Below are 21374 nucleotides of genomic sequence, written 5' to 3'. Positions count from 1 at the left end.
GACGGGTGTGCGCCCCTGGCCGGGGGCCAGGGGCGCACAGTGTGGTGGTGGAGGTGCCGGGAATCGAACCCGGGTCCTTCGCCGGTTTGACAGGACTTCTCCGAGCGCAGCTCGCTGTGCCTCTACTCGGCCCCACCGCTCACGCGAGCGAGTTGGTGTGACGGGCCCAGTCGCTGATTAATCTCGCCGCACGGACCCCGCGACCGGGTCCGATTGGCCAGCCTTCTAGCTGATGCCGGCTACTGGGACGAAGGCGTTCCCAGGCCGACAGACTTAGCTACTCGCCTCAGGCGGCGAGAGCGAAGTCAGCGCGATTGTTCTTGGCGCTTATAATTTTCCGACGACCGATTATCGAGACGACGTCGGCTTCCTCGGCTCGCTTCCCCTGCCGCAACGTACGAAGTCGAAACCAGTCACCCCCTCGAAGCGCCGCCCCTGTCGGCGGCACACCAAGCCTAACGCCTGCCGCAACAGGTTTCATCCCGAGCCCCACGCCCGGCGCGTCGGCCGGACAAACAGGGACGAATCAGTCGTCCATTCCCTTGCCGCGCCGGCCGACGACCCGGGCGATCTCCCGGTCCGCGTCCCGCTTGGCGAGGTCCTGGCGCTTGTCGTACGACTTCTTGCCCTTGGCCAGGGCGATCTCCACCTTGGCCCAGCCGTCGTTGAAGTAGACCTGCAACGGGACCATGGTCAGGCCACCCTCGCGGGTCTTGCCGATCAGCCGGTCGATCTCCAGGCGCTTGAGCAGCAGCTTGCGGGTGCGCCGGGGCTCGTGGTTGGTCCAGGTGCCCTGCGTGTACTCCGGGATGTGCATGCCGTGCAGGAAGAGCTCGCCGTCGCGTTCCTGGGCGAACGCGTCCACCAGCGACGCCCGCCCCGCGCGCAACGACTTCACCTCGGTGCCGGTCAGCGCCATGCCCGCCTCGTACGTGTCGAGGATGGCGTAGTCGTGGCGGGCCTTGCGGTTGGAGGCGACGACCTTGCGCCCCTTCTCCCGTGGCATCGGCGCCACCTCCCCTCGTCGTGACCTCCGGCCGGGGCCGGAAGCGTGACCTCCGGCCGGGGGCCGGAAGCGCTGATCATGCTACCCGAACGACAAGGACCCTCCGGCGCGGATTGTTCCCGCGCCGAAGGGTCCGGGCGTCGACGGACCCGCAGGTGGCTAGACCCGCAGGTAGAACCGGAGGGTGACCCAGGCGGTGACGGCGCTGACCAGACCGCCCACGCCGGCCATGATCGGGAAGATCACCCCGATGTCGCCCCAGGTGACCGGGGAGAGCAGCCCCTGCAGGTCGCTGAGCGCGCCGTCGAAGAGCAGCAACTTCGCCGCGATCAGGGCGACCAGGGCGAGCAGCGAGCCGATCAGGCCCGCCACCACGGCTTCCAGCACGAACGGCGCCTGGATGAACCAGTTGGACGCGCCGACCAGCTTCATGACCGCGACCTCACGTCGCTTGCTGTACGCGGCGACCTGGATGGTGTTCGCCACCAGCAGCAACGCGGCGACGGCCATCACCGCCGCGGCCGCCAGGGCGATGTTCTGCACCGCGGTGAGGATGTTGAAGATCTTGTCCAGCAGTTGGCTCTGGTCGACGATCTCGTCGACGCCCTCGGTGTCCTTGTACTGGTTGTAGATGTCCCGATACTGTTCGGGGTTGACCAGCTTCAGCCGGAACGACTCGGGCAGGCTGTCCGCCTTGACCGCGCTCAGCAGGTCCGGCGCGTCCTGGAACATCTCCTGGAAGCGCTTGTACGCCTCGTCCTTGTTGACGAAGACGACCTCCTTGACCAGGGGGTCGCTCTTGAGCTTGGCGTCGATGTCGTTGCGCTGCTGCTCGTTGGCCTCCTTGGTCAGGAAGATCGAGACCTCGATGTTCTTGTAGTACATCTCCTTCATGTCGTTGACCTGGGTGTACATGAGGGCGCTGGCACCGAGCATGGTCAACGACACGGCCATCGTGATGATCATCGCGATGGTCATGGTCACGTTGCGCCACAGTCCGACCAGTACCTCGGACAGGACGTATTTCACGCGCATCGGGAATTCCTCCGGGTCTCCGGCGTGAGGTGATCGTCAGGCTGCACAGAAGCGGAGCGCCGGCTCACCCGTAGACGCCGCGGGCCTGGTCGCGCACGATGCGTCCGCTCTCGATCTCGATGACCCGACGCCGCATCTGGTTGACGATGTTGGAGTCGTGCGTGACCATCACGACCGTCGTGCCGGTGCGGTTGATCCGGTCCAGCAGGCGCATGATCTCGATCGAGGTGTCCGGGTCCAGGTTTCCGGTGGGCTCGTCCGCCAGCAGGATCAGCGGGCGGTTCACGAACGCCCGCGCGACCGCGACCCGCTGCTGCTCACCACCGGAGAGCTCGTGCGGGTAGCGGTGCTCCTTCCCACCGAGCCCCACCAGCTCCAGCACCTCGGGCACGACCCGGCGGGCGACGGCCTTGGTCTTGCCGATCACCTCCAGGGCGAACGCCACGTTCTCGTACGCGGTGCGGTTCGGCAGCAACCGGAAGTCCTGGAAGACGCAGCCGATCGAGCGCCGGAAGTGCGGCCGCTTCCACGAGCGCATCGACGTCACGTCCTTGCTGTTGACGACGACCCGCCCCTTGTTGGGGGTCACCTCGTGCAGCAGCAACTTGATGATGGTGGACTTGCCGGAGCCGGATGGACCGATGAAGAAGACGAACTCGCCCTTCTCGATCGAGACGGACACGTTGTCGAGCGAAGGCCGGGACGCCTTCGGGTACGTCTTCGTCACTTGCTCAAGCTGAATCACGGGTCGTGAGTCTACGCGGTGTAACGGATGAGCCAAGCCCCCCGCCCCGTCTATGCGAGGCGCGTCCTCGAATCACCCGGTCAGGGGTGGCCCGGCGACGCGCCTCGATGCGCTCCGCCCGCAAACGATCACGCAGCGTCGTTGGCGAGCTGCCGCTGCTTGCGCCACCGGATGCCGGCCTCGATGAAGCTGTCCAGCTCACCGTCGAAGACGGAGCTCGGGTTGCCGGTCTCCTGCTCGGTGCGCAGATCCTTCACCATCTGATACGGGTGCAGGACGTACGAGCGCATCTGGTCGCCCCAGGAGCCGGCGGCGTTCTCCTTGAGGCCCTCCAGCTTGGCCTGCTCCTCCTGGCGCTTGCGCTCCAGCAGCCGGGACTGCAGCACCCGCAGCGCGGAGGCCTTGTTCTGCAGCTGCGACTTCTCGTTCTGGCAGGTCACCACGATGCCGGTGGGGATGTGGGTGAGCCGCACCGCCGAGTCGGTGGTGTTGACGCTCTGCCCACCCGGCCCGGAGGAGCGGTAGACGTCGACGCGCACCTCGTTCTCGGGGATGTCGATGTGGTCGGTCTGCTCGGTCACCGGCAGCACCTCGACGCCGGCGAAGCTGGTCTGCCGGCGCCCCTGGTTGTCGAAGGGGCTGATCCGCACGAGGCGGTGGGTGCCGGACTCCACGCTGAGCGTGCCGTAGGCGTACGGGACCTTCACGGCGAAGGTGGCGGACTTCAGCCCGGCCTCCTCGGCGTACGAGGTCTCGTAGACCTCGGTCGGGTAGCCGTGCCGCTCGGCCCAGCGCAGGTACATCCGCAGCAGCATCTCGGCGAAGTCGGCCGCGTCCACCCCGCCGGCGCCGGCCCGGATCGCCACCAGCGCCTCCCGCGAGTCGTACTCGCCGGAGAGCAGGGTGCGGACCTCCATCTCCTGGATGGCCTTGGTCAGGCCGCCGATCTCCGTCTCCACCTCGGTCAGCACCCCGGGGTCGTCCTCGGCCTCGGCCAGCTCCAGCAGCACCCCGGCGTCGTCGAGGCGGGACCGCAGGCTGCCCAGCTTGCTGATCTCGCCGTTGACGTACGACAACTGGGAGGTCACCTGCTGCGCCTTGGCCTGGTCGTCCCAGAGGTCGGGCGCGGAGGCCTGCTCCTCGAGCCGGGCCTTCTCCTCGTGCAGCCGGTCGAGGTTGAGCACGGCCTCGATGTTGCGCAGGATGGCGTCGAGTTCCTTGAGCTGTTCGGCGTAATCGGCAGCGGTCACGACATCACAGCGTACTGCGGGTACGGCGGTCGGGCTTGCGAGCCCCGCAGGCGCGGGCGAAAAGTATCCCGGCGTGGGGGTGGCAGGCGCCTACCGGCCGTGCTGGTCAGGGCGCGCGGATGCGGTGCCGGGCCGGCCCGATGGCGGGGTGGCGGGCCGGCGGGCCGTCAGCCGACCGGGGCCGTCTTCAGCCAGGAGAGGGCGGCCTTGTGGTAGGCCACGGCGAACTCCAACGCGCTGGCGTCGTACGAGTCGCCCTCCTTCTTGGCGTTCTTGACCTGCTCGCGCACCCGGGCCAGCGCCTCGCTGTGGTACTCGTTCGCGGCGGCCTGGAGGGTACGCAACTGGGCGGGCGAGTGCAGGCCGCCGAAGGCGATCCGCAGGGCGATCGGGTTGCGGATGGTGTCCCGCCCCGGCTCCTCGGCCAACCAGCGGGAAAATGTCCGTTTTCCCGCCGCGGTGATCGCGTACGGCTGACTGGACCGGGGGCCGGGCTTGCCCAGCCGCACCAGACCGCGCTCGGCCAGCACCGGGAGCTCCCGGTAGACCTGGCTGCGTGTCATCGACCAATACGGGGCGAGCTTGCGCTCGGCGGCGGCCATCAGTTGACCGCCTGTCATGGGACCCTCGTGGAGCAGCCCGAGGAGGGCCGCCGCCGTAGGGTTCACTCCGGAATCCGCCATGCCCATTACGCTGCCACTTTGCAGACCCGACGTCCAGGATTTGACGTTTTCGCCACCTCCGGGGTCTTCCTATGTGCACTGTCGGCCGGCGACAGTCCGTTGAGGGAGCGCTCACGCACCGCACCGAGGGCCCCCGCCGCCCGCGCGGCGGGCCCCGCGCGGAGCGCGGGAGCCCTCCGCCGGGAGCGTCAGCCCATGTGGGGGTACGTGTGGTCGGTCGGTGGGACGAAGGTCTCCTTGATCGTCCGGGGGGACATCCAACGGACCAGGTTGTGCCACGAGCCGGCCTTGTCGTTGGTGCCGCTGGCCCGCGCGCCGCCGAAGGGCTGCTGCCCCACCACCGCCCCGGTGGGCTTGTCGTTGATGTAGAAGTTGCCGGCCGCGTACCGCATCCGCTCGGCCACCGCGTCGACCACCCGGCGATCGGTGGCGAAGATCGACCCCGTCAGCGCGTACGGGGCGATCGACTCGGCCTGGGCCACGACGTCGTCGAAGCGGGCGTCGTCGAAGACGTGCACGCCCAGGATGGGCCCGAAGTACTCGGTGGTGAACGTCTCGTGCGCCGCGTCGGCGCACTCGAAGAGCGTCGGGCGGACGAACCAGCCGACGGAGTCGTCGGCGGTGCCGCCGGCCAGCACGGTGCAGGAGGCGTCACCGTTGATCAGCTCCAGCGCGGCGGTGTGCCGGTCGAACGCCCTGGCGTCGATCACCGCGCCGCCGAAGTTGCCGAAGTCGGTCACGTCGCCGTAGGTCAGCGACTCCGCGGTGGCGGCCAGCCGGTCGCGCAGCCCACCCTCCCAGATCGACCTCGGCACGTACGCCCGGGAGGCCGCCGAGCACTTCTGGCCCTGGTACTCGTACGCCCCCCGGATCAGCGCGGTGTGCAGCGCGTCGGCGTCGGCGCTGGAGTGGGCGACCACGAAGTCCTTGCCGCCGGTCTCCCCGACGAGCCGGGGGTAGCCCCGGTAGCGGTGGATGTTCTCCCCCACGGTGCGCCAGAGCTGCTGGAAGACCTTCGTGGAGCCGGTGAAGTGGATGCCGGCCAGGTCCGGGTCGGCCAGCACCACGTCGGAGACCTCCTCGCCCCGACCGGTGACCATGTTGATCACACCGGGCGGGAGGCCGGCCGCCTCGAAGAGCCGCATGGTGAAGTGCGCGGCGAACTGCTGGGTCGGGCCCGGCTTCCAGACCACCGTGTTGCCGACCAGGGCCGGCGCGGAGGGCAGGTTGGCGGCGATGGCGGTGAAGTTGAACGGGGTGACCGCGTAGACGAAGCCCTCCAGGGGGCGGTGGTCGAAGCGGTTCCACACCCCGGGCGAGGAGAGCGGCTGCTCCTCCAGCAGGCCCCGGGCGAAGCTCACGTTGAACCGGAGGAAGTCGATCAGCTCGCAGGCCGCGTCGATCTCGGCCTGCACGACCGTCTTGGACTGACCGAGCATGGTCGCCGCGTTGAGGGTGTCCCGCCAGGGCCCGGCCAGCAGCTCGGCGGCGCGCAGGAAGATCGCCGCGCGCTCCTCGAACGGCAGCGCCCGCCACATCGGGGCGGCCTCCTTGGCGGCCCGGACGGCGGCGCGGGCATCGTCGTGGGTGGCGTGCCCGGTGACGCCGAGCACGTGCGCGTGCCGGTGCGGCTGCACCACGTCGATCGACTCGCCGCCGGCCATCCGCTGCCGGCCGGCGACGGTCATCGGCAGGTCGATGCGCTCGGCGGCCAGCTCGGTCAGCCGCCGCTGCAGCCGCTCCCGGTCGGCACTGCCCGGCTCGTAGGTGCGGACCGGCTCGTTGCGCGGCTCGGGTACGGAGAACACGGCGTCCATCGGAGGCTCCTGGCGATCTCGGCTGCGGTGGCTCGGTGGCGGAATCGGACCCGCAGGACGCCGGCCGGGGCGGCCGGTCGCCGGGCACCGCGCGGTGGGGCCGGTCGCGGCGGCGGGACCTGCCGCCGATTCTCCCACGCGCGGCCCCCCGCGCCGCCCCACCCCGGCCCCGCTCCACCGCCCCTTTGGCCGACCGCTCCCTGCGAATCGTCGACCGGGCGGCTCTCGTAGTGACGGAATCCACTCTCAAGGCCGACGGCTCCTTACGATCACTCACTCGCCCGTCGCCCCCCGCGCCCCCGCGTCGCCGCCTGACCGCGTCGCGCACGCCACCGCGCCACCGCGTCGCCGAACGCCACCGCGTCGCCCGCGCCACCGCGTCGCCGAACGCCCCGCCCGAGCCGACGCCAAGCGCCTCCGCCCGAGCCGACGCCAAGCGCGTCGGCGGGAGGACGGGCCAGCAGGCCGCCGCCGCAGGGCGGGCGGCTCCTCGGCGCGAGGGGCCACCACCTTTGGGCGCCCTTCTTGTCGTCCTGGCGACAAGAAGGGCACCCAACGACCGGCATGGCGATGCATCGATCACCTTGGGGTTGGGGCGACCCAGCGGACCATGCCCCGGAGGCGGCATGTGTCGGGTTTGTCGGCAGGTCCGGCGCGGCGGCGGGATTCGGATGGGAGGCGGGGCCCGGGCGACGCGTACCCTGGATGGCCGGTGACCAGCCCCGCCCCGCGCCGCCAGAGCCGGCCGACCTTCGGGCGTGGCGTCGCGAAGGGGACACGATGAGCAACCAGCCCGGCAGCTCCACCGCCGCGGAGCCGGACCAGCCGGTGCGGGACGCCCCGGCCGAGGCCGACCAGCCGGGCCCCGCCGCGTCGGCCGCCGCACCGCAGCCCGCCGCACCGCAGCCCAGCACCCCGGCCGGCACGCCCAGTGGCGACCGCGCCGGCCCGGCGGCAGCGCAGCCCAGCACCTCCGCCGAGGCCCGTTGGGCGGGCGACGACCGCGCCGGGCCGACCACAGCCGCAGACGGGGGTACGACGCCGACGCGCGCCCCCGGGGCCGTCGTGCTGGCGGCGCTGGCCGTGGGTTGGCTGGCCGCGATGCTCTGGTCGACCCGCGCGGCGATCACCTCCGCCGAGGCGGGGGTCACCGCGATCAGCCTCTCCGCGTTCGCACTGCCCGGGGTCATCTCGGCCGCGCTGGTGGCCGGCGCGGCGGTCGCCCTCGCGGCGACCAATTTGCTGGCGCGGCGCGGTATCGACCGGGCCACCCTGCGCTTCGTCGTCGCGGTCGGCGCCGGCCTGCTGGTCGGGCTGGTCGCGGCCCTGGTGATCAACCTGACCTACTTCGACAACTCGACCACCAACGTGATCGCCGGCAGCGCCGCCGCGGCGGCGATCATCGGCGGCGCGGTGGCCGGGGCCGGCAGCAGCCGGGTCGCGGGCGCGGTCGTCACCGCCGCGCTCGGCACACTGATCTTCGTGGTGGCGTTCAGCCGGGCCCGCGACCCGCTCTCCGGCCTCTTCGGCGCGGGCGACACCCAGGAGTCGCTGATCTCCGCCGCGAAGTGGGTGTCCCGGACGGAGTCCCTGCTGGCCGGGCTACTGGCCGGGCTACTGGCCTTCGGCTACCTCACCTGGGCCCGGCGGCGCGCGCGGCGGTACGACCCGGCCGCCCAGTCCCCCCGCTGGCCCGGTTACCTGCTGGCCGGGGCCGGGCCCGGCCTGCTCCTGCTGCTCGCTGAGATCATCATTCGGGTGGGCGGACGGTCGCTGCTCGATCTGGCCGGCGCGTTGAGCGAGGCCGACGCGGTGGCCCAGACCTCGCTGGGCACCTCCCGGATCGACAACGGGATCTGGGTGCTCTTCGTCGGCGCGCTGACCGCGCTGATCGCCTTCGGCCGCACCCTGGGCCCCGCTCCGGTCGACGACGACGCCAACGACGAGGCCACCGACGAGGCCACCGAGCCAGCGCCCACCCGCTGAGCGGCCCGGTCACGGCCGCCGAGAGGGCAGTGCGAGAGGGGGCAGCGCCCGAGAGGCACAGCGCCCGCGCCACGCTGCGCCAGGCCCCTCAGGACGCGCCGCGGTCCTCAGGACGCGCCACACCCTCAGGACGCGGCGCGCAGCAACTGCTCCAGCTCGGTGGAGTCGTACCACTCCAGGTCGTGATCCTCCGCCCCGTCCACGGTGAACTGGGCGTCCGGGTCGCCGGCGAGGGCCTCGGCGGCCACCGAGGCGGCGGCGGCCACGTCGTCGCGGGCGTCGTCGCCGTCGACGTGCAGCGCGGCGACCGCCGTGACGGGGACCGGCCGGACCAGCCGGACCGCGCTGGAGCCGAGCTCGTCGTCGGTGCGGCGCAGCGCCGAGGCGGGTACGTCGACGGAGATCACGACGCGGCGGCGGGGCGCGGCCGGGTCGTTGCGGAGCAGCAGCAGGGCATCCTGGGCGGCCCGGACGAACGCGACGTACTCCAACTCCTCCTCGTCGCCCTCCGCGTACCACTCGCGCAGCGCGGGGGTCACGGCGTGGGCGTCGGCCTCGGGCAGCCCCTGCTCGGGGAGGCGGGCCAGCATCGGCACGATGGCCGGCACGTACACCCGGACAAGCTCGTCGGTCACCGGTCGTCTCCCCCGCTCCACCTCCGGGCCGACGTGCGCCGACCCGGGCGCCGATCATGCCGTACGCCGTGACCGTCATACACCGCGCACCCACCGGGGCGGAAGGTTGCCGCGCGGGCGGCACGGCGCGGAGCTGGGCCGACGCTGCGCGGCGGTGTCGGCACCGGATGGCAAACTGAAGCAAACGACCCCAACACCGGGAGTTTCCGTGGAGCCGAGGTTCCTGCTGCTCTCCGACGTGGCCGCCGAGCTCAACGTGTCGGACTCGCAGGTGTACCACATGGTGCGCAGCGGCGAACTGCCCGCGATCAAGATCGGCGGTCGGGGGCAGTGGCGGGTCGAGCGCGCCCGGCTGGAGGAGTACATCCAGCACAAGTACGCCGAGACCGCCGAGTGGGTCCGGGGCAATCCGTTGACCGACCGCGACGGCGAGTAGCGCTCTCCTCGCCCCAGGCATTGACCCCGGCCCCGCCCTGTCCGAGAATCGAAGCTGTCGGAGGCAAACGAAAGCAAACGCAAGCTTTGGGGGTTACAGATGATCGATTCCCGCCGACCCGGGCCCCTCCGTCCACCGGTCCGGGTGCGGCCGGCGCCCCCGCTCGACCCGCCGTTCACCGAGGAACCGGCCGAGGGCTGGCCCCGGCCGGTCGCCGCCCAGTTGGCCCTCGACCTCTTCGAGGCGCACCGCCGCGCCCCCGCCCGCCCCGGAGGCCGCCCGCACGACCCCCGCCCGCCCCTCGGCGGGCGACCGCGCGACCCCCGCCCCACCCCCGGCAGGGCCGCCGCGCCGGCCCCGCCGCTCACCGCGCTGGTCACGGCCACCCCCGAGGCGACCCGCGCCGTCCAGCGCTTCGTCTCCACCTGCCTGGAGGTCCTCAACGGGTACCGTCCGCTCGGGCAGATCCGCCCGTTGAGCGAGCCGGCCTGCTCGGCCGACGTGGTCGACGCGTTGACCAGGGCGGCGGCCAACACCGGCCCGGTCCGCCGCCGCTCGACCCGGCCGACCGTGCGGCTGCGCCGGCTGCGGCTCTGCGAGCCCCGTCCCGCCGCGGTGGAGGCCGCCGCCGTCCTCTCCGGCGCCGCCGGGCGCACCTGGGCCCTGGCGGTACGCCTGGAACACCGGCGCGGCCGGTGGCTCTGCACCGTCCTGCAGGTGGTCTGACCGCGCCGCACCCGCCTGCGGTTCGTGATCGACTTCATGTGCGGCACGTGGCGGCTTGCCCGGCCGACGTTGCCCCCGCGTGCCGCATACGAAGTCGATCAAACCCCCGGCCGGCGAGTGAGCAGGCCCGGCAGCGGACGACGAGGCGCGACGGGGCGGGCGGCAGCGGGCGGCGGCAGCGGCAACGGCAGCAGTAGCGGTAGCGGTAGCGGCAGCGGTGGGGCGGGGCGGCAGCGGCAGCGGCAGCGGCAGCGGCAGCGGGAAGACGGAACGGGCCCCGGCGGTCGCCGGGGCCCGTTTGTAGCAGTCGGTCGGTCAGTTGCCGCCGTTGGCGGAGCCGTGGCAGCGCTTGTACTTGCGGCCGGAGCCGCAGGGGCAGGGCGCGTTGCGCGACGGGCCGCCGCTTGCGGTCGCCTGGCCCGGGGCGGTGCGACGGGCGGAGCTGGCCGCGACGGCCTGCCCGCTGCCGCCGAAGGCGGCCGGTCGACGCGACGCCTCGGTGGCGGGCGGGGCCGCCGGCCGGGCCGGCTTCTCCGAGCGGGGCGCCCGCACCGGCGGGGCCTGCTCCTCGGGCCGCTCCACGACGACCGAGCCGGCACCCGCCTCGCCGTCGATGGCGGGCGCGGAGTATTGCAGGCCCTGCTGTGCGGGAGCGCGGCCCAGGCCCTTGGCCCGGATCTCCACCGGCTTCTCCAGCAGCTCGACCTCGTCGGCGGCGGCCTCGGGCTCCTCCTCCTGGACCTGGACCTCCAGGTTGTAGAGGAAGCCGACCGTCTCCTCCTTGATGCCGTCCATCATGGTGGCGAACATGTCGAAGCCCTCGCGCTGGTATTCCACCACCGGGTCGCGCTGGGCGTACGCCCGCAGGCTGATGCCCTCCTGGAGGTAGTCCATCTCGTAGAGGTGCTCACGCCACTTACGGTCGATGACCTGGAGCATCACCATCCGCTCGAGCTGACGGGTGCCCTCCTCGCCGAGCTGCTCCTCACGCCGGTCGTACGCGGCGTGCGCGTCCTCCTTGAGGCGGGCGACCAGGAAGTCCTGGTCCATGCCGGCGCGGGAGCCGACCTCCTCCTCCAGCTCCTCCAGGGTGACGCCCACCGGGTAGAGCTGCTTGAGGCTGGTCCAGAGCTGCTCGAGGTCCCAGTCCTCGGCGTAGCCGTCGCTGGTGGCACCCACCACGTACGCGCCGACCACGTCGTCGATCATGTTGCGGACCTGGTCGGAGAGGTCCTCGCCGTTGAGCACCCGCAGGCGCTCGGCGTAGATGACCTGGCGCTGCTTGTTGAGCACCTCGTCGTACTTCAGGACGTTCTTGCGGATCTCGGCGTTCTGGCCCTCGATCTGGGCCTGGGCGCTCTTGATCTGGCGGGTGACCATCTTCGACTCGATGGGCACGTCCTCCGGGATGTTGAAGCGCTCCATCACCGCCTCGACCGCGCCGGCCCGGAAGCGCTTCATCAGCTCGTCCTGCAGGGAGAGGTAGAAGCGGGACTCGCCCGGGTCACCCTGCCGGCCGGCCCGACCGCGCAGCTGGTTGTCGATGCGCCGGGACTCGTGCCGCTCGGTGCCCAGCACGTAGAGCCCGCCGGCGGCGGCGACCTCCTCCGCCTCGGCCTCGCAGGTCTGCTTCCACTTGGGCAGCACCTCCTCCATGGCCTTGGCGTACTCCTCCTCGTTCTCCGCCGGGTCGAGGCCGCGCTGGCGCAGCTCGTCGGCGGCGCGGAACTCGGGGTTGCCGCCCAGCAGGATGTCGGTGCCTCGGCCGGCCATGTTGGTGGCCACGGTGACCCCGCCCTTGCGCCCGGCCTGGGCGACGATCTCCGCCTCCTTGGCGTGGAACTTGGCGTTCAGCACGGAGTGCGGGATGCCCCGGCGGCGCAGCAGCTGCGAGATGATCTCGGAGTTCTCCACCGAGACCGTGCCGACCAGCACCGGCTGGCCGGCGTGGTGCCGCTCGGCGATGTCGTCGACGACCGCGTTGAACTTGGCCTTCTCGGTCTTGTAGATGACGTCGGGGAGGTCCAGGCGGACCATCGGCCGGTGGGTCGGGATGGTGACCACCCCGACCTTGTAGACCTTGTTGAACTCGCCCGCCTCGGTCTGGGCGGTGCCGGTCATCCCGGAGAGCTTCTCGTAGAGGCGGAAGTAGTTCTGCAGGGTGATGGTGGCCAGGGTCTGGTTCTCCTGCTTGATCTCCACCCCCTCCTTGGCCTCGATCGCCTGGTGCATGCCCTCGTTGTAGCGGCGGCCGTGCAGGATGCGACCGGTGAACTCGTCGACGATCAGGACCTCGCCGTCGCTGACGATGTAGTCCTTGTCGCGCTTGTAGAGCTCCTTGGCCTTGATCGCGTTGTTCAGGTAGCCAACGAGGGGGGTGTTCACCGACTCGTAGAGGTTGTCGATGCCGAGGCGGTCCTCCACCTTGGCCACGCCGCGCTCGGTGACCGCGATGGTGCGCTTGGCGTAGTCGACCTCGTAGTCGCCCTCGCCGTCCTTGCCGGGCTGCAACCGGGCCACCACGCCGGCGAACTCGCCGTACCACCGGGCCGAGTGCTCGGCCGGGCCGGAGATGATCAGCGGGGTGCGGGCCTCGTCGATCAGGATCGAGTCGACCTCGTCGACCACCGCGAAGTTGTGGCCGCGCTGGACCAGCTCGTCCTTCGACCAGGCCATGTTGTCGCGCAGGTAGTCGAAGCCGAACTCGTTGTTGGTGCCGTAGGTGATGTCGCACTCGTACGCCGCGCGGTGCTCGACCGCCGGCCGGTTGGGCAGCACCACGCCGACGGTGAGGCCGAGGAACTCGTGCACCCGGCCCATCCAGGCGGCGTCGCGCTGGGCCAGGTAGTCGTTCACCGTGACCACGTGCACGCCCTTGCCCGAGAGCGCGTTGAGGTAGACCGCCATGACCGAGGTCAGCGTCTTGCCCTCACCGGTCTTCATCTCGGCGATGTTGCCGAAGTGCAGCGCCGCCCCACCCATCACCTGCACGTCGTACGGCCGCTGGCCGAGCACCCGGGCCGCCGCCTCGCGCACCGTGGCGAACGCCTCCGGCAGCAGGTCGTCGAGGGTCTCGCCGTCGGCGAGCCGCTCGCGGTACTGGTCGGTGAGGGCGCGTAGCTCATCGTCGGTGAGGTTGACGTAGTCGTCCTCGATCGAGTTGACGGCGTTGGCGATGGCCTTCAGCCGGCGCACCATGCGACCCTCGCCGGCGCGAAGGACCTTTTCCAGAATCGACACGGATCAACGCTCCCCTAGACAGTCTCGACCCATCGTAGGCGCTCCGTCGGCCCGATGGTCACTGGTGGCGGCGCTCTGATTCGCCGAAAGCGACATAACACTCGGGCTGCGGGGCCGGCGGTGGGTAATTTGGTTACGCCCAGCGCGAACGGTCCGGCACGATGGCTCGGGTGGAACCCCCTGTGGAACTCATCGAGGACGGGCTGCTGCTGCGGCCCTGGCAGGCGGCCGACGCGGACGCCGTGCACCGGGCCTGCCAGGATCCGGACATTCAGCGCTGGACCACCGTACCTCGCCCCTACCTGCCCGAACACGCCTGCGGCTTCGTCACCGACTTCAGCGAGGCCGCGTGGCGGGACGGCACCGGCGCCCCGTTCGCGGTCTGCGACGCCGCCACCGGCGAGCTGCTGGCCTCCTGCGGGCTGGTCGTGGTCACCCCGGCGCTGGAGACCGGCGAGATCGGCTACTGGGTGGCGCCGTGGGCGCGCGGCCGGGGCGTCGCCACCCGGGCGGTCCGGGTGCTCGCCCGGTGGGCCTTCGACGCGCTGCGGCTGCGCCGGCTGATCTGGCAGGCCGAGATCGGCAACCACGCCTCCCGGCTGGCCGCGCTGCGCGCCGGGTTCCGGGTCGACGGCGAGCTGCGGCTGGCCCACCCGTCGCCCGGCGGGCGACCGGAGGCCTGGGTCGGCTCCCTGCTCCCCGCCGACCTGCCCGCGCCGCAGGCACCGGACGCGCCGGGCGCGCCGGGCGCGCCGCAGGCACCGGGCGCGCCGGACCCGGCCGGGCCGGGAACCCTGCTGGCCCGCCGGGCGGCGGTCTTCGGCCGCCCCCAGCCCGTCCTCTTCGCCACCGTCGGCGACGAGGAGCTGCGGCTGCGGCCGATCGAGGAGCGCGACCTGGACGCCATCGCCGAGACCTGCCGCGACCCGGACACCGCCCGGTGGAGCACCGTGCCGCAGCCGTACCAGCGGGCGCATGCCGAGGGCTTCAAGCGGGACGTCGCCGACCTGGCGTGGGCGCGCGGCACCGGGGCGTACTTCACCGTCGCCGACGGCGACGACCGCTACGTCGCCTCGGTCGACCTGCGGATCGCCGCCGCCGACCCGGTGCAGGGCTCGGTCGGCTTCATGACCGCGCCGCACGCCCGGGGGCGCGGGTACATGCCGGCGGCGACCGCTGCCCTGGCCGCCTGGGGTTTCACCAGCCTCGGCCTGGCCCGGGTCGAGTGGCGGGCGCTGGTCGGCAACACCGCCTCCCGGCGGGTGGCGGAGAAGGTCGGCTTCACCATGGAGGGCGTCGCCCGAGCGGCGCTGCCCACCCGCGCCGGCGACCGGGCCGACGCCTGGGTCGCCGCCCTGCTCCCCGAGGACCTGGCGTGAGCGCGCTGCCCGACGTCGTCGAGGGCGACGGGGTCCGGCTGCGGCCGTTCCACCTCGACGACCTCGCGGCGACGGCGACGGCCTGCGCCGACCCGCTGACCCAGCGGTTCATCTCCGGGGTGCCCAGTCCGTACACCGAGGCCGACGCCCGGTCGTGGATCACCGAGGGCGCCCCGGCGGCCCGGGCCGCCGGCGGGGTCGCGTACGCGGTCGCGGACCCGGCGACCGGCCGGCTGCTCGGCTGCGTCGGCCTGAGCAACCCGGTGCCGGCGCGGACGCAGGCGGAGATCGGCTACTGGGTGACGCCGGCCGCCCGTGGTCGCGGCGTGGCCACCGCCGCGACCCGGGCGCTGGCCACGGCGGCGTTCGCGCACGGCACGGCCCGGCTGGAGCTGCTCACCCGCGCGGAGAACGCGGCCAGCCAGCGGGTCGCGCTCGCCGCCGGCTTCCACCCCGAGGGGGTACGCCGGGCGGCGAGCCCGGACCGCTCCGGCGGCGGCCGGCACGACCTGCTCTGCTGGGTACGACTGGCCGACGACCCGCCCGGCCCGACGACCCGGGCGCTGCCCGACCTGCCCGACGGCCGGCTCACCGACGGCGTGGTGACCCTGCGCCGGCTCGCCCCCGACGACGCGGAGCTGATGTTCCGGCTGCACACCCGGCCCGAGGTGGTGGCGAACCAGGCACCGCCGGTGCCGCCGACGCGGGAGGCGGTCCAGCGCCGCTGCCGGGACGCGGAGAGCAACTGGCTGACCGGCGACATCGCCCGGCTGCTGATCGTCGACGCGGCGACGGGCGAGCCGGCGGGCAGTTGCGGGCTGTCGATAACCGACGCGAGCGCCGGCGAGGGCTCGGTGGGCTACGCGTTGCTGCCGGCGTGGCGGGGCCGGGGGCACGCCACCCGGGCCGTCCGGTTGCTCGCCGGCTGGGCGTTCGGGCCGGCCGGGCTGGCCCGGCTGACCGCCGGCACGGTGCCGGAGAACAGCGCCTCGCACCGGGTGCTGGAGCGGGTCGGCTTCCACCGCGAGGGGCTGCTGGTGGGCCGCCTGCCCGGCCCGGCCGGCACCCGCCTCGACGACCTCGTCTTCGCCCTGCTCCCCACCGGCCTGCGCTGACCGGTCCGGCGGCGGCCTGCTGACCGGTCCGGCGGCGGCCTGCGCTGACCGGTCCGGCGGCGGTGTGGGTGGGCCACACCACCGCCGGGCCGGCGCGGCGGGCCGGGATCAGGCGTCGAGGGAGATGATGCCGTAGTCGTAGGCGTGCCGGCGGTAGACGACGCTGGGGCGGCCGGACTCCTTGTCGTGGAAGAGATAGAAGTCGTGCCCGACCAGTTCCATCTGGAACAGGGCGTCGTCGACGGTCATCGGCTCGGCGGGGTGGACCTTCGCGCGGGCGATGTGCCAGGGCTGGTCGTCGTGCTCCTCCTCGACCCGTTCGGCGACGGCGGTCGCCGTGCCCGCGCCCGCGCCGTCGAGGGCCGCGACGGGGGTGTCCAGGACCGCCACCGGCAGGTCGGCGGTGGCCTCCGCCACGGAGATCGGCGCGTGTCGGCCCCGGTGGACCCGGCGGCGGTCCGCCGCCCGGCGCAGTCGGTTGTCGAGCTTGGCGATCGCGGCGTCGAGCGCGCTGTAGAAATCGTCGGTGCAGGCTTCGGCCCGAATCACCGGACCACGGGAAATGCACGTTATCTCGACCCGCTGGCAATGGTCGGACTGGCGGGGATTCCGCTCGTGGAACAACTCGACATCAACACGAATAAGTTTGTGATCGTACCGTTCGATCTTGGCGAGCTTCTCCGCGACGTGCACCCGGTAGTGCTCCGGGACCTCCACGTTACGGCCCTTGACCACGATGTCCATCTGGACCTCCCTCGTCGGATGGCCTTCGATCCGGAAATCCCGGTCGCCCGCCCTGGTCGGGAGATCCCGTCGGCGTCGACCGGGTCAGTGCGGCTGCACCTCCTCTCACCGCCGGGGGCTGGTGGGAATTTCTTCCTACCCCCGACAAGAAAACGCTAACCCCTGCGCGCCTCCGAGTCACCCCCGCCGCGCAAAGCTTCAGGTTTCTCACAGGCCGTTAACGCACGGGAAAAAAAGCGGCACGACCGGTTACGACCGGTGGCGTTTCCGCGTCGCCGCCAGCACGGCGGCGACGGTGGGCGGCAGGCCGGCCCCGCGCAGCACCCGGGCGGCGGCGGCCAGGGTGACCCCGGTGGTCACGATGTCGTCGAGGAGCACGACCACCGGCGTCGCCGCCCCGGGGCGGGGCCGCCCGGCGGCCCCGGGGCGGGCCCGGAAGGCGCCCTGGGCGGCCCGCGCGCGGGCCGCCTGGTCCAGGGTGGTCGAGTCCGGCCGGGGCGAGGCCCGCAGCGGCCGGGACACCCGTACCGGCCAGCCGGCGCGGCGCAGCCGCACCGCCGCGTGCCGGGCGAGCCGGCCCAGGTGGTCGCCGTAGCGGGCGCGGGCCGCCGCCGCCGTGTCCGGCACCGGGACCAGCAGCACCGGCCGGGGCCCGCCCACCGCCTCGGCCACCACCTCCGCCAGCAGCCCGCCCAGCGGCCGGGCCAGCCCGTGCCGGCCCCGCTCCTTGTACGCCAGCAGCGCCTCCCGCAGCACCCCGCCGTACGGGCCGAGCGCGACGCAGGGCGGCAGCCCGGCCGGGGCCGGGGTCGGGCGTACGGGGCCGGGGCGCAGCGCCTCCAGCGCCGCCACGCAGCCGGGGCAGAACCCGTGCCGGGTGGCCGCCGCCCGCTCCCGGCAGCCGGCGCACCCCGTCGGCAGCACCAGGTCGGTGAGGTCCGCCCAGAGCCCGCCGACGCCGCGCACCGCGCCCGCCGTCAGTAGAGGAAGAAGGGGGCGGTGGGGTTGCCGGCCCGCGCCCCGTCCTGCGGCGGGGTGACCTCCAACACCTGGTCCCGCTTGATCGTGTCGAACAGGTTGTTGCGGTACGCGACCCCGTTCGCCTCGTACATCAGGTTGGCGTTGGAGAACGGCACCACCAGGTTGACCGGGTACGCCGACAGGTGGCTGACCCGGGCGCCGACGTCCTTGCGCAGCGCCGTCTCCAGCGCGCCGTCCACGCTGATCTCGTAGATCGCCGGCCGGCCCACCGAGCCGGCCAGGTCCAGGATGTTCTCCCCCGCCCAGTCCACGGCGGAGAGGTCGGTCAGCGAGGTGGCCAGCCGGCGGGCCGGGCCCACGGAGACCACCCCGCCGTTGAGGTTGACCGCCGCGACGTAGAGCGCGCCGCCGACGATCGCCGCGAGGCGGTGCCCGTCCAGGGAGAGCGCCACCGCCGTCACCGCGCCCTGGGCGGTCAGCGGCACCGGCCGGAGCTGGGCGGTGCCGTCGAAGCGGTGCAGCCGGCCCTCGGCCACCACCAGCCCCTGCGGGCGGTCCGGGCTGAGCGAGCGCAGCCAGACCGGCCGCCCCATCGAGGCGTACGACCGGGGGCTCTGCTGGAAGACGCTGACCGGCACCGCGCCCGCGCCGACCGTGAGCCGGCGGCGGCCGTCCGGCCCGGCGGTCACCAGGGCCGCCAGCAGGCCGTCGGCGGTCCGGCTGAGCCCGGCCGAGACGACGCCCCGGTTGACGGCCTGGATGACCGGCACCGGGCCGCTGGCCTCGCCGGGGAAGTTGAGCGGGTGGATCGCCCCGTCGTAGACGCAGAACCGCTGCGGATCGGCCGTCAGCGGGTACGCCGGGCGGGCCTCACGGTGCGCGGCGAGGTCGGAGACCTTCTTGCGGGACTGGTTGTGGATCTTCAGCTCCAACGCGCCGTCCAGCTCGGGCAGCGACCAGGCGAGCTGGTCGACGAACTGCTCGACCCGCTTGTCGTCCGCGTCGACGGGCATGTCGAGGTTGACCTCCCACTGCCCGTCGGTCTCGGTCGCGTTGTTGATCAGTCGGGTGCCGTCGGGCAGCCGGCCGGCACCCGGCTCCAGCCACTCCGGCGGCCCGGCGGTGAGCCACTTCACCACCTCGGTGACGCGCCGCTCGTCCGGCACGGTCAGCGGCAGGTAGCGCTGGTCGGGCACCAGCCGGGTGCGGTCGGAGTTCCAGAAGTAGACCGGGTGGGTCCGGTAGTACCGGCGCAGCGCGTCGTCGCTGACCAGCAGGACGTTCGGCGGCGGGTCGGTGACGTACCACCCGGCGTCCGGCTTGTCCTCCTGGGCGGCGCTGAGCCTGAACCGGTACTCCGACTCGGTGGCCACCGGCGGGACCAGCGTGCCGTCGGCGCGCAGCAGGCCGACCTGCTGCACCCGGATGGTGACCTGGATGCCGTCGGTGGTCTCGGTGATCACCGGGGTCTCGCGCAGCCGCACCACGGTCAGGGCCACCTCGGAGGGCTGCTTCTCCTGGATCTGGCTGCGCCCGTCGGGGGCGACGAACTGCTTGACCCGGTAGTAGGCCCGGTCCGCCTCGCCCGCCGCCGCCGCGAGGAAGTTCGTCACGAAGGTGATCCGGTCGGTGCCGCTGGCCTTCTGGCTCGGCGGCTCGTCCCGCTGGAAACTCGACGAGCCCGACTTGCCGGCGGCCACCTGCCCGTCGACCTTGACCTCGGACTCATTCGGGATGCCGCAGCCGGTCGCCCCGGCGAGCAGGAGCGCCCCGGCGAGGGCGGCGGCGAGTCGGCGGCGCGGCGTCACGACGGCAGCTCCGCGCGGTCGTCGGCGGGACGTCACGAGCTCACCTCGGCCCGGTCGGCAACGATTGGCGCCGGGCCGACGGCCAGCGCGCCCTCGCTGCCCGGTCCGATGGCCAGCGGCCCGCCGCTGCGGGGGCCGCCGAAGGGCGGGGCGGCGTCGGCGGGGACCAGGCGCAGCGGGGAGCCGGTCAGCCGGTCGCCGGCCCGCGCGGGCAGGGTGAGCCGGAACTGGGCGCCCTGGCCCGGAGCGCCCCAGGCCTCCAGCCAGCCGCCGTGCAGCCGGGCGTCCTCGAGGCTGATGGAGAGACCGAGGCCGGTCCCCCCGGTCTGCCGGGCGCGGGACGGATCGGCCCGCCAGAACCGGTTGAAGACCAGCTTCTCCTCGCCGGGCCGCAGCCCCACCCCGTGATCGCGGACGGTGACCGCGACCGCCGTCTGGTCGTGCCGCAGGGTGATCAGGACGGGTTGGGCCTCGCCGTGCTCGACGGCGTTGCCGACCAGGTTGCGCAGCACCCGCTCGACCCGGCGCGGGTCCACCTCGGCGATCACCGGGGCGTCGGGCACGTCCAGCTCGATGGTCACCCCGACCCGCTGCGCCAACCCGGCGAGCCGGTCGGCGACCCGGTGCACCACCGGCACCAGGTCGGTGGGCTCGGCGTCCAGCATGGCGAACCCGGCGTCGAAGCGGCTGATCTCCAGCAGGTCGGTGAGCAGTTCCTCGAAGCGGTCCAGCTCGGCCTGGAGCAGCTCGGCGCTGCGGGCCACCGCCGGGTCGAACTCGTCGCGCTCGGCGAAGATCAGGTCGGCGGCCATCCGGACCGTGGTCAGCGGGGTGCGCAGCTCGTGGGAGACGTCGGAGGTGAACCGGCGCTGCAACCGCGACATCTCCTCCAGCCGGAGGATCTGCCGTTGCAGGTTGGTCGCCATCTGGTTGAACGAGGCGGCCAGCAGCGCCAGGTCGTCCTCCCCGTCGACCACCATCCGCTGGTCGAGCAGGCCGGCGGAGAGCCGCTGGGCCGTGCGGGCGGCGACCCGCACGGGCGTCACCACCAGCCGGGTGACCAGGGCGGCCAGCAGGCCGAGCAGGAGCACCAGCGCCGCCCCCGTGGCCACCACGGTGGCGCGGGCGTCCGCCGCGGTGGCGTCCTGCCGGGTCAGCGGGACGAGGTAGTACAGCTCCACCTGGCCGAAGCGGGTCGGCACCGGCGAGCCGTACACCAGGTATTTGGTGGGGCCGTCGGCCAGCCGGCCGGTGCGGATCTGGCTGGCGATGCTGCCCCCGGCGACCGCGGCCCGCAGCTCCCGGCTGAGCAGCGACCGGACCTCGACGTCCGGGGAGAAGCGCGGCTCGATGATCCCGGTGTAGCCGTCGGCGACGATCCCGACCACCACCCCGCTGGTCTGCTGCGGGTCGCCGCCGGCCAGGTAGTTGACCGTGCCGTCGATGGTGTCCTGCAGCTGGGCCTCCTGCGGCTGGCTGTAGAGGCTGAACTGCTTCGCCGCGTAGTCGCTGCCGCTGCTCACCCGCGCCCGCACGTCGGTCTCGGCGTTCTCCACCAGGATGGTGGTGATCTTGTCGGCGATGAGGTACGCGAACCCGCCGACGAGCAGGCTGGAGGTCGCCAGGGTGATGCTGACCACCCGGACCTGCAGCGAGCGGCGCCAGGTCTGGTGCAGGCCCGAGACCAGCCGCGCCGCCCGACCGCTCAGGACGCGCCACAGCTCCCGCGCGGCGGGTGGCCGGGCGGTGACGGGGGCGCGACCGGAGGTCGGGGAGGTGGTCACAGCG

Annotated in this window: 17 protein-coding genes and 1 other RNA gene; 5 read left to right on the top strand and 13 right to left on the bottom strand. The window is 72.9% G+C overall.

What is annotated here, in order from left to right; genetic code table 11:
- Positions 1-45 precede the first annotated feature (45 nt).
- From ssrA to pruA, 7 genes are all read right to left on the bottom strand, one after another.
- Positions 46-421, bottom strand: a transfer-messenger RNA (tmRNA) gene (gene ssrA / locus ACLQ2V_RS08330).
- Positions 422-526: 105 nt separating this feature from the next.
- The gene (gene smpB, locus ACLQ2V_RS08325; RefSeq protein ID WP_425717809.1) at positions 527-1006 is read right to left on the bottom strand and encodes an SsrA-binding protein SmpB; all 480 of its coding nucleotides are present in this window, start codon (positions 1004-1006) and stop codon (positions 527-529) included.
- 159 nt (positions 1007-1165) lie between these two features.
- Positions 1166-2041: a permease-like cell division protein FtsX gene (gene ftsX, locus ACLQ2V_RS08320; RefSeq protein ID WP_425717808.1), complete on the bottom strand. Its 876-nt coding sequence runs from the start codon at positions 2039-2041 to the stop codon at positions 1166-1168.
- A 64-nt stretch (positions 2042-2105) separates the two neighbouring features.
- Positions 2106-2786, bottom strand: coding sequence for a cell division ATP-binding protein FtsE (gene ftsE / locus ACLQ2V_RS08315; RefSeq protein ID WP_117665857.1), 681 nt, complete (start codon positions 2784-2786; stop codon positions 2106-2108).
- A 128-nt stretch (positions 2787-2914) separates the two neighbouring features.
- Positions 2915-4036 (bottom strand): peptide chain release factor 2, encoded by a 1122-nt coding sequence (gene prfB / locus ACLQ2V_RS08310; protein WP_425717807.1) that lies wholly within the window; start codon positions 4034-4036, stop codon positions 2915-2917.
- Between the two features lie 167 nt (positions 4037-4203).
- Complete coding sequence (locus ACLQ2V_RS08305) at positions 4204-4719, bottom strand: PadR family transcriptional regulator (protein WP_425717806.1); 516 nt, start codon at positions 4717-4719, stop codon at positions 4204-4206.
- Between the two features lie 188 nt (positions 4720-4907).
- Positions 4908-6536, bottom strand: a complete 1629-nt coding sequence (gene pruA, locus ACLQ2V_RS08300) for an L-glutamate gamma-semialdehyde dehydrogenase (protein ID WP_425717805.1) — start codon at positions 6534-6536, stop codon at positions 4908-4910.
- 780 nt (positions 6537-7316) lie between these two features.
- On the opposite strand from pruA, the gene ACLQ2V_RS08295 reads away from it, so the two are divergent.
- Entirely contained in the window at positions 7317-8522 is a 1206-nt protein-coding gene (locus ACLQ2V_RS08295) for a hypothetical protein (RefSeq protein ID WP_425717804.1), read from the top strand.
- 125 nt (positions 8523-8647) lie between these two features.
- Here ACLQ2V_RS08295 and ACLQ2V_RS08290 read toward each other — a convergent pair whose 3' ends face one another.
- On the bottom strand, positions 8648-9157 hold the full coding sequence (locus ACLQ2V_RS08290) for a DUF6912 family protein (RefSeq protein WP_425717803.1): 510 nt from the start codon (positions 9155-9157) through the stop codon (positions 8648-8650).
- 208 nt (positions 9158-9365) lie between these two features.
- Here ACLQ2V_RS08290 and ACLQ2V_RS08285 point away from each other — a divergent pair, with 208 nt between their 5' ends.
- Entirely contained in the window at positions 9366-9593 is a 228-nt protein-coding gene (locus tag ACLQ2V_RS08285; RefSeq protein ID WP_425717802.1) for a helix-turn-helix transcriptional regulator, read from the top strand.
- Positions 9594-9692: 99 nt separating this feature from the next.
- The gene (locus ACLQ2V_RS08280; protein WP_425717801.1) at positions 9693-10319 is read left to right on the top strand and encodes an Rv3235 family protein; all 627 of its coding nucleotides are present in this window, start codon (positions 9693-9695) and stop codon (positions 10317-10319) included.
- Between the two features lie 315 nt (positions 10320-10634).
- Here the strand turns inward: ACLQ2V_RS08280 and secA are convergent, their stop codons facing one another.
- Positions 10635-13559, bottom strand: a complete 2925-nt coding sequence (gene secA / locus ACLQ2V_RS08275; protein ID WP_425717800.1) for a preprotein translocase subunit SecA — start codon at positions 13557-13559, stop codon at positions 10635-10637.
- Positions 13560-13720: 161 nt separating this feature from the next.
- Here secA and ACLQ2V_RS08270 point away from each other — a divergent pair, with 161 nt between their 5' ends.
- Positions 13721-14938 carry a GNAT family N-acetyltransferase gene (locus tag ACLQ2V_RS08270; protein ID WP_425717799.1) on the top strand — a complete coding sequence of 406 codons (1218 nt, stop codon included), beginning with the start codon at positions 13721-13723 and terminating at the stop codon, positions 14936-14938.
- Positions 14935-16053: a GNAT family N-acetyltransferase gene (locus ACLQ2V_RS08265; RefSeq protein WP_425717798.1), complete on the top strand. Its 1119-nt coding sequence runs from the start codon at positions 14935-14937 to the stop codon at positions 16051-16053. Before ACLQ2V_RS08270 ends, ACLQ2V_RS08265 begins: the two co-directional genes overlap by 4 nt.
- A gap of 108 nt (positions 16054-16161) precedes the next feature.
- On the opposite strand, the gene hpf is transcribed toward ACLQ2V_RS08265, so the two are convergent.
- The 4 genes from hpf to mtrB form a co-directional block, all read right to left on the bottom strand.
- On the bottom strand, positions 16162-16797 hold the full coding sequence (gene hpf / locus ACLQ2V_RS08260) for a ribosome hibernation-promoting factor, HPF/YfiA family (RefSeq protein ID WP_425717797.1): 636 nt from the start codon (positions 16795-16797) through the stop codon (positions 16162-16164).
- A 249-nt stretch (positions 16798-17046) separates the two neighbouring features.
- Positions 17047-17721 (bottom strand): ComF family protein, encoded by a 675-nt coding sequence (locus tag ACLQ2V_RS08255; RefSeq protein ID WP_425718312.1) that lies wholly within the window; start codon positions 17719-17721, stop codon positions 17047-17049.
- A 53-nt stretch (positions 17722-17774) separates the two neighbouring features.
- The gene (locus ACLQ2V_RS08250) at positions 17775-19586 is read right to left on the bottom strand and encodes an LpqB family beta-propeller domain-containing protein (protein ID WP_425717796.1); all 1812 of its coding nucleotides are present in this window, start codon (positions 19584-19586) and stop codon (positions 17775-17777) included.
- Positions 19587-19618: 32 nt separating this feature from the next.
- Positions 19619-21295, bottom strand: a complete 1677-nt coding sequence (mtrB, locus tag ACLQ2V_RS08245; protein WP_425718311.1) for an MtrAB system histidine kinase MtrB — start codon at positions 21293-21295, stop codon at positions 19619-19621.
- Positions 21296-21374 lie beyond the last annotated feature (79 nt).

The sequence above is a fragment of the Micromonospora sp. DT233 genome (genome assembly GCF_049841815.1).
Taxonomy (GTDB): Bacteria; Actinomycetota; Actinomycetes; order Mycobacteriales; family Micromonosporaceae; genus Micromonospora.
Note: the sequence above shows the minus strand (reverse complement) of the source record. Positions and strands in the feature narration are given on the sequence as shown.